The organism is Marinobacter aromaticivorans (assembly GCF_002806975.1).
GTDB classification, from domain to species: domain Bacteria; phylum Pseudomonadota; class Gammaproteobacteria; order Pseudomonadales; family Oleiphilaceae; genus Marinobacter; species Marinobacter aromaticivorans.
The window spans coordinates 485,039-496,339 of the sequence record NZ_NIHD01000001.1; the positions used below are offsets into that span (position 1 = coordinate 485,039).

Annotated in this window: 11 protein-coding genes; 6 read left to right on the forward strand and 5 right to left on the reverse strand. The window is 58.2% G+C overall.

The window, feature by feature from the left end; genetic code table 11:
- Positions 1-18: 18 nt before the first annotated feature.
- From hflK to CDH48_RS02205, 4 genes are all read left to right on the forward strand, one after another.
- On the forward strand, positions 19-1,209 hold the full coding sequence (gene hflK, locus CDH48_RS02190) for an FtsH protease activity modulator HflK (RefSeq protein ID WP_100687051.1): 1,191 nt from the start codon (positions 19-21) through the stop codon (positions 1,207-1,209).
- 2 nt (positions 1,210-1,211) lie between these two features.
- A complete protein-coding gene (gene hflC / locus CDH48_RS02195; RefSeq protein ID WP_100687052.1) occupies positions 1,212-2,087 on the forward strand; it encodes a protease modulator HflC in 876 nt (291 codons plus the stop codon).
- 178 nt (positions 2,088-2,265) lie between these two features.
- Positions 2,266-3,447, forward strand: coding sequence for an ATP phosphoribosyltransferase regulatory subunit (locus CDH48_RS02200; protein ID WP_100687053.1), 1,182 nt, complete (start codon positions 2,266-2,268; stop codon positions 3,445-3,447).
- 87 nt (positions 3,448-3,534) lie between these two features.
- The gene (locus tag CDH48_RS02205) at positions 3,535-4,830 is read left to right on the forward strand and encodes an adenylosuccinate synthase (protein WP_100687054.1); all 1,296 of its coding nucleotides are present in this window, start codon (positions 3,535-3,537) and stop codon (positions 4,828-4,830) included.
- 55 nt (positions 4,831-4,885) lie between these two features.
- Here CDH48_RS02205 and cmoB read toward each other — a convergent pair whose 3' ends face one another.
- The 4 genes from cmoB to CDH48_RS02225 are packed head-to-tail and all read right to left on the reverse strand — an operon-like array spanning position 4,886 to position 8,070.
- Positions 4,886-5,878: a tRNA 5-methoxyuridine(34)/uridine 5-oxyacetic acid(34) synthase CmoB gene (cmoB, locus tag CDH48_RS02210; protein ID WP_100687055.1), complete on the reverse strand. Its 993-nt coding sequence runs from the start codon at positions 5,876-5,878 to the stop codon at positions 4,886-4,888.
- 25 nt (positions 5,879-5,903) lie between these two features.
- A complete protein-coding gene (gene cmoA / locus CDH48_RS02215; RefSeq protein WP_100687056.1) occupies positions 5,904-6,659 on the reverse strand; it encodes a carboxy-S-adenosyl-L-methionine synthase CmoA in 756 nt (251 codons plus the stop codon).
- Entirely contained in the window at positions 6,652-7,038 is a 387-nt protein-coding gene (locus CDH48_RS02220) for a kinase (RefSeq protein ID WP_100687057.1), read from the reverse strand. Before CDH48_RS02220 ends, cmoA begins: the two co-directional genes overlap by 8 nt.
- Positions 7,039-7,068: 30 nt before the next feature.
- Positions 7,069-8,070 (reverse strand): serine/threonine protein kinase, encoded by a 1,002-nt coding sequence (locus CDH48_RS02225; protein ID WP_100687058.1) that lies wholly within the window; start codon positions 8,068-8,070, stop codon positions 7,069-7,071.
- A gap of 182 nt (positions 8,071-8,252) precedes the next feature.
- Here CDH48_RS02225 and CDH48_RS02230 point away from each other — a divergent pair, with 182 nt between their 5' ends.
- Positions 8,253-9,362: an NAD(P)/FAD-dependent oxidoreductase gene (locus tag CDH48_RS02230; RefSeq protein ID WP_157807789.1), complete on the forward strand. Its 1,110-nt coding sequence runs from the start codon at positions 8,253-8,255 to the stop codon at positions 9,360-9,362.
- A gap of 27 nt (positions 9,363-9,389) precedes the next feature.
- On the opposite strand, the gene CDH48_RS02235 is transcribed toward CDH48_RS02230, so the two are convergent.
- A complete protein-coding gene (locus tag CDH48_RS02235; protein WP_227520891.1) occupies positions 9,390-9,887 on the reverse strand; it encodes a ComF family protein in 498 nt (165 codons plus the stop codon).
- A 287-nt stretch (positions 9,888-10,174) separates the two neighbouring features.
- On the opposite strand from CDH48_RS02235, the gene bioB reads away from it, so the two are divergent.
- Positions 10,175-11,233 (forward strand): biotin synthase BioB, encoded by a 1,059-nt coding sequence (bioB, locus tag CDH48_RS02240; protein ID WP_100687060.1) that lies wholly within the window; start codon positions 10,175-10,177, stop codon positions 11,231-11,233.
- The last annotated feature ends 68 nt before the right edge of the window (positions 11,234-11,301 follow it).

Below are 11,301 nucleotides of genomic sequence, written 5' to 3' on the forward strand. Positions count from 1 at the left end.
TTAGGAACGGAGAGCACTATGGCCTGGAATGAACCGGGTGGAAACCGCAACGACAACGATCCCTGGGGAACCGGTGGCGGTCGGCGCGGTAATGATCAGGGACCACCAGACCTTGATGAGGCGCTGAAAAAGGGCCTGGACAAGCTCAACAAGATGCTGGGGGGGAAAGGCAAGAAGTCCGGCGGTGGCAGTGACGGCGGCGGTTCGGGAAGCGCGGGCAGTTTCGGAGCAGTGCTGGCACTGATTGCCATACTGGCCTTGGGCTACGTAATTTTCCAGTCTTTCTATACGGTAGACGAACAGGAGCGCGCGGTTGTTCTGCGTTTTGGTGAATACTCGAAAACAGAGAGCCCGGGCCTCAGGTTCAAGGTTCCGCTGATTGATGACGTTACCAAGGTGCGTGTTACCAATGTGAGAACCGCTGAATCCAGCGGTCAGATGCTGACCCAGGACGAAAACCTGGTCACAGTTGACCTGCAGGTTCAGTATCGCGTGGGCGATGCCCGCGATTACGTGTTGAACGTGCGGGACTCCAACCAGGCTTTAGCCTTCGCAACTGACAGCGCCCTGCGCCACGAGGTGGGCAGTTCCTCACTGGATGATGTGCTCACGGAAGGTCGTGCAGAACTGGCCGTTCGTGTTGAGCAGCGTCTCCAGGGTTTCCTTCAGGAATACGGAACCGGTCTTGAAATTGTCCGGGTTAACGTTGAAAGCACTCAGCCGCCGCCAGCCGTCCAGGACGCATTCCGTGAAGTTCAGCGTGCCCGTGAGGACGAGCAGCGGGTGAAGGAAGAGGCGGAAACCTACCGTAACAAGGTGGTTCCCGAAGCCCGTGGTCAGGCCCAGCGCATGATCGAAGAAGCGAGTGCATACAAGCAGGAAGTGATTGAGCGCGCCCGTGGTGAAACCGCCCGCTTCCTTGAGTTGCTGGCGGTATACCAGACCGCGCCAACAGTCACGCGCGAGCGTATGTACCTGCAAACACTGGAGACTGTTTTGTCTAACAGCAGCAAGATCCTTGTAGACACTGAAAGCAGCGGCAACATGATGTACCTGCCACTGGACCGGCTCACCCAGGGTGCACTGCCCCGGGGTGGAAACCAGTCATCCGGTGGAAGTGGCAGTCAGGCGGATATCCAGGCGCTGACGGATCGTGTTATCCAGGAGCTGCGAACCAGGCAGGACACTAATGTACGGAGGAGCAGATAATCATGGGACCTAAAGGTGTAGTGGGCCTTGCAGGCGCCCTGATTGTTGTCCTGCTTGTGTTGTCGAGTGTTTTCATCATCCCGGAAACCCACCGTGGGGTCATGCTCAGGTTTGGCGAGTTGGTTGAAACCGATATCCAGGCCGGCATTCACTTCAAGGTGCCGGTGATTGATCAGGTTCGGGAGTTTGATATCCGTGTGCTGACCATGGATCTGCCGTCGCGGCAGTACCTGACGGTCGAAAAGAAGCCCTTGGATGTAGACTCCTACATTGCCTGGAAGATCCGCGATGTGGATCAGTTCTATCGGGCGACAGGCGGCGATGAGTTTCGCGCCCAGTCACTGCTCCTGTCCCGGGTGGATAACGGGCTGCGTGACGAGTTCGGTATTCGTACCATGCACGAGGTTGTTTCGGGGCAGCGTGATGAGCTGATGCACACCCTGCGTGACCGTGTGAACGAAACCTCAACCACCGAGTTCGGTATTGAGGTCATGGATATCCGGGTCAAGGCAATTGAGTTCCCGGGGCAGGTCAGTGAGAACGTGTATCGCCGAATGGCCACAGAGCGCGAGAAGCTGGCCCAGGAATTCCGGTCCAGAGGCCGCGAGCTGGCTGAAGGTATTCGCGCCGATGCCGATCGCCAGAAAACGGTTACCCTCGCAGAAGCCTTTGCAGCTGCGGAGGAAACCCGTGGTGAAGGCGATGGTGAGGCCGCCCGTATCTACGCAGAAGCCTATGGCTCCAACCCCGAGTTCTACAGTTTCTACCGTAGCCTGCAGGCCTACCGGAATACCTTCTCAAGCAAAGACGACATCATGGTTATTGACTCCGACAGTGAATTCATGAAATTCCTCAAGGATTCAAAGGGCGGAAGCTGAACCCCGCTCTGCGCGCAAAAAACCGGAATGCCCAGGTATTCCGGTTTTTTTGTGTTCACCAACAGTGTAAAATCCCTCAGGTTTTGGTTCGGGTTTTTCTGCCCCGAATGTCACCTTAAAAACCTGCGCGCCTTCACAGCACCAAGAGTGGGGCTGGCAGGATGGACAACGGAATCTCATGACAGTATCTGATCGCTGGTTACTGCCGGACGGGGTGGAGGATATCTTGCCGCCACTGGCCGGGCAGATAGAATCCCTGCGCCGGGATGTAATGGATACCTGCCAACGCTGGGGCTACCAACTGGTAATCCCGCCGCTGATTGAATACCTCGAATCCCTGTTTACCGGAACCGGACACGATCTGGAGTTGCAGACCTTCAAGCTGACTGATCAACTGACCGGTCGCATGATGGGTGTGCGCGCGGATATGACTCCCCAGGCTGCACGGATTGATGCCCACACCCTGGGGCAGGACGGGATTACACGCCTTTGCTACGCCGGGCATGTGCTGCATACCCGCCCGAGGCACATGCTGACCGGGCGCACGCCGATTCAGGCGGGCTGTGAACTTTTTGGCAGTGCTTCCGAATCGGCGGATATGGAAGTGATCAGCCTGATGCTTGAAGCCCTTCGTGTGGCCGGACTGCCCAGTGTTCATCTGGATCTGGCGCATGTGTCCATCTACGAGAGCCTGATTGGCGAAGCCGAATTTGATCGCGACACAAGTGCTGCTATTTTCGATGCCATGGCGCGCAAGTCGGTACCCGAACTGGACGGATTGCTGGGCGATTGTCCGAGCGGATCAGCCGGTGCCCGCCTGCGGGAACTTGCCCGTGTCAGCGGTGGTCCGGAAGCACTGGCCGAGGCGCGCAGAATTCTGGAGGGCGCTTCCGAGAACCTTGGTGCGGCACTGGACCAACTGGGTCGGGTGGCCAGGATGCTCGAGAGTGACTTCCCGGAGGTCAGTTTCGGGTTCGATTTTTGTGAGCTGCGCGGTTACAACTATCACACGGGGCTGGTGTTTGCGGCCTATGTGCCGGGGCACGGCGATTCGGTTGCCAAGGGTGGTCGTTACGATGCCATTGGCAGCGATTTTGGGCGGGCCCGCCCGGCCACAGGGTTCAGCCTTGATATACGGGCGCTGGTGACCCTGGGTGATCGCCCGGTCAGGCCCGCCCGGGCGGTGTGGGCCCCTGCCGAGAGAGACGCAGTACTGGAGCAGAAGATTTCGGAGCTGAGGAAGACCGATACCGTCGTCCGGGCGTTGCCTGAAGACAACGGAGAAGATCCCGCAGCCCGGGGGTGTGACCGTAAACTGGTAAAACAGGGTGATCATTGGGTCGTTCAGGCGCTGGGCTGACAGCGGCGGGCTGTTGTGAACACATGAAGGTATATTTGCCAAATTTGCAAGACGCACGCCATGTTGCGGGCGCATTGAGAGAGAATCATGGGTAAAAACGTTGTTGTGCTGGGCACCCAGTGGGGTGATGAAGGCAAGGGTAAGATCGTCGATCTGCTGACTGAAAAAGTTGCGGCGGTGGTTCGTTTCCAGGGGGGGCACAACGCCGGCCATACCCTGGTTATTGACGGAAAGAAAACAGCCCTGCACCTGATTCCCTCCGGTATTCTCCGGCAGAATGTCCAGTGCCTGATTGGCAATGGTGTTGTGCTGTCGCCGGAAGCTCTGCTGAAAGAAGTCCGGGGCCTGGAAGCTTCCGGGGTAGCCGTAAGAGACCGGCTGCGAATCAGCCTCGCATGCCCGATTATTCTGCGCACTCATGTTCGTATTGACCAGGCTCGCGAGCGCGCCATGGGTAACGATAAAATCGGCACCACCGGGCGTGGTATTGGTCCTGCCTATGAAGACAAGGTATCCCGTCGCGGGGTTCGTCTTGGTGATTTGTGCAACCCGGCAGATTTCGAGATAAAACTGCGGGAGATCATGTCCTATCACAACTTTGTGTTGACCGAATACTTCAAGGAAGAAGCCGAGGATATTGACGCGGCTCTGGAAGAACTGAAGGAGATGGGCGAGGAAATCCTGCCAATGGCAGCCGATGTAACGGATTTGCTGCACGGCTACCGCAAACGCGGTGAAGACATTATGTTTGAAGGTGCCCAGGGCTCCCTTCTGGACATTGATCTGGGTACCTACCCGTTTGTAACCTCGTCCAACACGACGGCGGGCGGCACCGCCACCGGTTCGGGTTTCGGCCCTTTGTACCTCGATTATGTTCTGGGCATTACCAAAGCCTACACCACCCGCGTTGGTGCAGGTCCATTCCCCACCGAGCTTTTCGATGAGATGGGCGAACACCTGGCCGTCAAGGGCAACGAGGTTGGTACCACAACCGGCCGGGCCCGTCGCTGTGGCTGGTTCGATGCGGTTGCCGTGCACCATGCCATTGAAATCAATAGTGTGTCCGGTATATGCCTGACCAAGCTGGATGTGTTGGACGGGCTGGAAACCGTTAAGGTCTGCGTAGGCTATAAAACGCCCACTGGCGAAATGACCCGCCCGCCTATCGGGTGCCACAGCTACACAGACATAGAGCCGGTTTACGTCGAGCTGCCGGGCTGGAGTGAAAGCACCTTCGGCCTGACAAAGCTTGAGCAACTGCCGGAAAACGCCAGGGCTTACATCAGGTTCCTGGAAGAGCAGATTGAAGCGCCCATCGACATTATTTCCACCGGCCCGGACCGGATTGAAACCATTACCCTGCGTCACCCGTTTGGTGGCTAGCCGGTAACCAGTACAAAAACCGCCCTGCCTTGATCCGCACGGCGGTTTTTTGCTGTCAGGGCTTCTCGGCGACGATAGTGGCGCGTTTGGGTCCGGGGTAGCCTTCAATGGTTTTTGTCGGGTCTTCCGGGTCCAGAAAGTCCTGCAGGGAATTGAAGCGCATCCAGTCTGTGCTGCGCTGTTCATCGGTCGTGGTTTCCGAAACATCCACAACCCGGGCATTGCGAAAGCCTGTGCGATCCAGCCAGCGCAGCAGTGTGTCGCAGCTTGGCAGAAACCACACGTTGCGCATCTGCCCATAGCGGTCTTCCGGCGTCAGGCTGTAGCCTTCCGGGCCGTCTACAACCAGAGTCTCCAACACTAACTGGCCACCCCGGCGCAGCGTGCCTTTAAGTTCCAGGAGATGGTCCAGGGGCGATCGGCGGTGGTACAGGACGCCCATGGAAAAGGTGGTGTCAAAGCTTTCGAGCCCTTGTGGCAAGTCTTCCATGCGTATGGGCAGCAGGTCGATGGGCGCCGCACCCACGTAGCGCTTCACGCTGAGAAACTGGAACATGAACAGCAATCCGGGATCAATTCCGATCACGCGCCCGGCGCCTTCGCCCAGCATGCGCCAGCAGTGGTAACCGGAGCCGCAGCCTACGTCCAGAATACGTCGCTTGGAAAGATCGGCGATGTAGGGTGATACCCTGTCCCACTTCCAGTCCGAGCGCCACTCGCTGTCGATATAAGTACCGAAGAAGTCGAAAGGCCCTTTGCGCCAGGGCATCAGGCCACGCAGCCCGTTTTCAAGCGCTTGCTGCTGGCTGGCATCCAGGTTGGTGGGGGAGTGGAGGGTAACCGCCGACGTGTTGAGTTCCGAGGTTGCGTCAGGGATCTCCGGGAGGCTCTCCAGTGCTGACTGCCAGCGCCCCAGATCTCCGTGGGGGTTGTCGTCAAAACGCCGGGTCAGTTGGCTTTTGATGGCCTCTGCCCAATGGCTTTCGCCAGTGCTTTCCAGTTCTGCCAGCAAGGGTCCGAAACAGCTTTGCCAGTCAAAATGCGTCATGATCCGCCTGTTCCACGTCGGTTGCTCAGCCGGCCTTGAGGGCCAGCATGGATACGAAGTTGAAACACTGGTACCAGACCAGCACGCGATCAAAGCCAGAATCCTTCAGGCGCTGTGTGTGGGCAGCCAGCGTTTCGGGAATCAGCACCTGTTCGATGGCGCTGCGCTTCTGGCTTATTTCCAGATCGGAATAGCCATTGGCGCGCTTGAACTCGTGATGCAGGCGCGTCTGAATGTCCTGTTCATCCTCCGATTCAAAACGGATTTTCTCCGACAGTATCAGCACGCCACCGGGTCTTGTGGCCCCGGCGATCCTGCGTAACAGGCTGCTGCGCTGCCCGGGTGGCACAAACTGCAGCGTAAAGTTCAGAGTGGTGACCGAGGCATTGGAGAGTTCGGTTTTCTGAATGTCTTCACAGCGCAGGCTAACGGCAAGGGGGTGGTCGTCCAGCGCAATGTAGTGTTCGCAGCGCTCAATCATGGCGGCGGAATTGTCCACACCTACCAGCGTACAGTCGTTGTGGGAAATGCCATGGCGCATGGCCAGTGTTGATGCCCCCAGGGAACAGCCCAGGTCATAGCAGTTGGATCCCGCCTGGGCATACTGCTCGGTGATCACTTCAATCATTGGGATAATGGTGGTGTAGCCGGGTACAGAGCGCCGGATCATGTCCGGAAATACGCGCGCTACGGCGGCATCAAAGCGAAAATCTTCCGGCTCCCGCTCGGTGGCGAACAGGCGGTCGGTTACGGGTTCTGCAAAGCGATCGGACTTACTCACTACCGGCCTCCCTGGCAGGCTCAGCGGGTTGTTCAGGCTGGGGCAGGGCAGACGGAGCGGTCGGTGACGGGCGATAGCAGCGCACACCCCGGTTTTTGTAATCCACAAGAATGCCGCGGAACGACGGGTCTACATCTGCAGCGATGGCCAGATAACCGTTTTCGCAGGCTGCGTGCAGTTCAGAGGCCTTGGGCGACATGCGGAAGGTTTCCCCCGGCGTGATATGAATCGCCTGGAAATCCCCCACGGGCACATGATCCTTGTTGTCCGAGTGCTTGATGCTTCCGCTGAGTTCCAGCACCAGTACGGTGCCGACAATGGCGCCCAGTGCGGTCACAATAAGGCTGCGGATGGTGTAACGGGCCTCGTTCTGGCTCATGCCTACCTCGTTTTGGATGTGAATGGCCGGTCAGTACTGACCGGGTAATGTAATGGAGGGCGCCTGCAGCGCGGCCAGTTGCTCTCTCAGGGATAACACCTGATCCGACCAGAACCTGGGCTGGCCAAACCAGGGGAAAAAGCGCGGAAACGCCGGGTCATCCCAGCGCTTCGCCAGCCAGGCGCAATGGCTGATCTGGCGGTAGCAACGCAAAGGCTCAATCAGGTGTCGTTCGCGGCGATTGAAGTCGCGGAAGGTTTCATAGCCTTCCAGCAACTCCCCCAACTGGGCACCGCGTTCGTGATCATCGCCGTTCAGCAACAGCCACATATCCTGAATGGCCGGGCCGGAACGGCAGTCGTCCAGATCCACAAACAGCATCTGCTCGTCCCGGCACAAGATGTTACCGGCGTGGCAGTCACCGTGCAGCCGCAGGGTGTCAACTTCACCGGCATCGTCAATGCGTGCCCTGCAGTGGCGCAGCAGATCCGGAATCAGGCTGTCCCATGCAGGCCGGAGATCGCGGGGAACCCAGTCGCCTTCCAGCAGCAGATGATTGCTGGCTTCAATGCCCTCCAGAAGCGATAAGGTGCCGCGGTAGCGGAAAGGCTTCAGGGCGCCAATGTTATGAATTTGTCCCAGCCACTGGCCAAGCCGGTAGAGCGTGTCGGTAACGCTGGTGTCTGGTGCCTGGCCACCGCGCTGGTTAAAGGCGGCGAACATGAAGTCGCCATGCTTGCCAAGTGTGTCGCCGGACGGCATCACCAGTGGGGCGACAACCGGGATATCCGCCGCCAGTAACTCCCGGGTAAACTCATGCTCTTCGCGAATCTGTTCTTCGCTCCACCGACCGGGGCGATAGAACTTGGCGATAATCGGGGCGCCTTCGTCGAGTCCCACCTGGTACACCCGGTTTTCATAGCTGTTCAGGGCGAACAGGCGGCCACTTACCGCGAAACCGGCCTCTTCCATGGCATCCAGAATTGTGTCCGGCGTGAGGGCATCGTATGGATGGGCGGAAACGTTCATCATAAAGCGAAGCCAGGCTGGTAAATGTTGCGCCCAAGTATACCTGCTTGGCAGCGCTCCCGTAATGTGAGTACGGGATGTTTCCGTGGGTTCCGGCCTGTTCTGGATTGGGTTAACGTAAACATTTCCGGTTTGCGGTCACGCAAAGCTGTCAGTGAAAGGGCAACAGTGAGCAGGTTCAGCCAGTGATAAATGAGGTTCTGGAAGTTGATACTGTAGTGATCGGCGCAGGTGTTATCGGGCTCGCTGTGGCTCGCGCACTTGCCCGGGCCGGCCATGAGCTGATTGTACTGGAAGCGGGTGATCGTTTTGGTGAAGGTATTTCTTCACGTAACAGTGAGGTGATTCACGCCGGAATCTACTACCCCGGAAATTCCCTGAAAGCAAAGCTGTGCGTTGCGGGGCGCAGGCAGTTGTATCATTTCTGCGAAAGCCACAACCTGGGGCACCGCAAGTGTGGCAAATGGATTATCGCCACCAGCCATGCCCAGGATGCCGAACTGGAGAAGATTCAGGCGCAAGCGGCGCGCAATGGCGTCGATTTGTCCCTGGTAGATGGCGAGATCCTTGCCCGGCAACTGCCGGACGTTCGGGCAAGCTCAGCGCTCTGGTCGCCGGAAACCGGCATAGTGGATACCCATGGGTTAATGCTCGCGCTGCTTGGCGAGCTGGAAGACGCCGGGGGTTCACTGGCCTTGCGTTCACCGGTCGAGGGCCTTGCGTCCACTGGTGGCATGCACACGGTGCAGGTAGGTGGCAGCGCGCCCTGCAGGCTCAGAGCACGGAATCTTGTTAACGCGGCCGGGCTGGGTGCGGTGCCCCTGACCCGGAACTGGTCGGGGCTTCCCGAGACACAGAAACCGGCGCAATGGTTCGCACGGGGTGTCTATTTCAGTTACAGCGGCCGGCACCCATTCAGTCATCTGATCTACCCGGTGCCGGAGCCCGGCGGTCTTGGCGTTCATCTTACCCTCGATCTGGCCGGCCAGGCACGCTTTGGCCCGGATGTAGAGTGGGTTGATCGCGAAGACTATGGGGTTGACCCCGGGCGGGTACATGCGTTTGCTGAGGGCATCAGGCAGTGGTGGCCCGGTCTTGAGCCTGAACGCCTGCAGCCGGCTTATGCCGGTATCCGGCCAAAACTGAAAGACGCTCACGGCGGCTTTTTTGATTTCAGGATTGATGGCCCGAAAGAGCACGGTGTTGCGGGATTGGTCAATCTGTTCGGTATAGAGTCGCCGGGGCTGACATCCTGCCTGGCGATTGCCGACCTGGTGCAGGACAAGCTGGGCTAGTTTTTGCCTGGCTGAATCCCTGCAAATCTACCCCGGTGTCCGGGCCAGAGCCCATACCTGAATGTGCAGCGCACCCGCTTCTTGCAAGGCGGAAGCAAGCGCTCGCGTGGTTGCCCCGGTAGTTACCACATCGTCCACAATGGCGACCCTGTCGGGTACCGGGCCGCACGCTTTGAACACGCCTGTGAGGTTTGCCAGCCGGGCTTCTCTGCCCAGACCTCTTTGTGCCTGAACCTTTTTTGTACGGCGCAGAATGTCAGCGCCAACCGGAATGCTCAGCGCCACCCCCAGCCTCTCCGCAATGTCCCGGGCCTGATTGAAACCCCGGGCACGGCGGCGACTGGCCAGCATGGGTGAGGGGATCAGGATATCGGGTTTCTCATTGCTGCGTTCCTCAAGGGCAGACCCGAGATAGCGTGCGAAGTCTGCAATCAGTGGTCTCGCAAATTTGCGCTGGCCGCCGTATTTGTAGCGGCTGATCATGCTGTCGACGGGGTACTGGTAACGCCAGGGTATAAGGGACAAATCAAACGGCGGGGGCGACGCCAGGCAATCGCCGCAAAGCCGTTCGGCGCCTGAATAGGGCAACGGCAGTGCGCAACAGCGGCAGTGCCAAACGTTGACTGGAAGATCGGCCCGGCAAAGCCGGCACAGTCCGTCGATCGAATCCCGGGAAAGGCAGGCAACACACTGGCCTTTGTGTCTTTCGCTGTTAACCATTTTTGACTTTAAGGTTGACAGCCGGTTCAGTCCCTTTATCATCTGTTTCATCCGTAAACCCAGATACCGATAAAGGTTAACAGGACTTCCCCATGACTGCTACGCCACTACGTCACGACTGGACGCTTGAAGAAGCCCGGTCGCTTTTCCAGCTGCCTTTCAATGATTTGTTGTTTCGTGCCCAATCGGTACACCGGCAGCATTTCGATCCCAATGAAGTGCAGGTCAGCACGCTGTTATCAATAAAAACCGGTGCCTGCCCGGAAGACTGCAAATATTGCCCCCAGAGCGGTCACTACAACACCGGGCTGGAAAAGGAAAAGCTTCTGGAGCTTGAGAAGGTGGTCGCTGAAGCCCGTGCTGCGCGGGAAAAGGGCGCCTCACGTTTCTGCATGGGAGCCGCGTGGCGTAGCCCGGCTGAAAAAGACATGCCCTATGTTCTGGATATGGTCCGGCAGGTTAAATCCCTGGGCCTGGAGACCTGTATGACGCTCGGTATGCTGAAGCCGGAGCAGGCTGAGGAACTGGCTGCGGCCGGGCTTGATTACTACAACCACAACCTGGATACGTCCGAGAAGTATTACAGTAATATTATTACCACGCGTACTTACCAGGATCGCCTTGATACGCTCGATAACGTGCGCAAGGCGGGCATGAAGGTTTGCTGTGGTGGCATTATGGGGATGGGGGAAGACGAGGATGACCGGGTCGGGCTGCTGGTTCAGCTGGCGAACCTGCCACAGCATCCGGAAAGCGTGCCGGTGAATATGCTGGTGAAGGTGAAGGGTACGCCCATGGAGAATGTGGGGGATCTGGATCCCTTCGAGTTTATTCGTATCATTGCGGTGGCCCGTATCATGATGCCGGCTTCCCATGTGCGTTTGTCTGCCGGTCGGGAGGCCATGAATGAGCAGTTGCAGGCGTTGTGTTTTCTGGCGGGGGCCAATTCCATTTTCTATGGCGAGAAGCTGCTGACCACAGCGAATCCGGAGGCGGATGCGGATATGGCGTTGTTCCGGCGTCTGGGTATTCGGCCTGAGCAGCGGGAGCAGTGTGCTTCTGAGGCGCAGGAGGAAGAGGCGATTGTTGGCGCTTTGGAGCATGAGGCTAACCGTCATCTCTTTTATGACGCCACTCTTGAGTCGGCCTGATTCTATTGGTGCAAGCGCCGAGCGGGCGGTGGTTTCCGGGATACGCTACAAGCACTTCCCTGTGCGCT

Coding starts and splice junctions, on each gene's coding strand:
- hflK (WP_100687051.1), top strand. CDS start 19: ATGGCCTGGAATGAACCGGGTGGAAACCGCAACGACAACGATCCCTGG.
- hflC (WP_100687052.1), top strand. CDS start 1,212: ATGGGACCTAAAGGTGTAGTGGGCCTTGCAGGCGCCCTGATTGTTGTC.
- CDH48_RS02200 (WP_100687053.1), top strand. CDS start 2,266: ATGACAGTATCTGATCGCTGGTTACTGCCGGACGGGGTGGAGGATATC.
- CDH48_RS02205 (WP_100687054.1), top strand. CDS start 3,535: ATGGGTAAAAACGTTGTTGTGCTGGGCACCCAGTGGGGTGATGAAGGC.
- cmoB (WP_100687055.1), bottom strand. CDS start 5,878: ATGACGCATTTTGACTGGCAAAGCTGTTTCGGACCCTTGCTGGCAGAA.
- CDH48_RS02220 (WP_100687057.1), bottom strand. CDS start 7,038: ATGAGCCAGAACGAGGCCCGTTACACCATCCGCAGCCTTATTGTGACC.
- CDH48_RS02225 (WP_100687058.1), bottom strand. CDS start 8,070: ATGATGAACGTTTCCGCCCATCCATACGATGCCCTCACGCCGGACACA.
- bioB (WP_100687060.1), top strand. CDS start 10,175: ATGACTGCTACGCCACTACGTCACGACTGGACGCTTGAAGAAGCCCGG.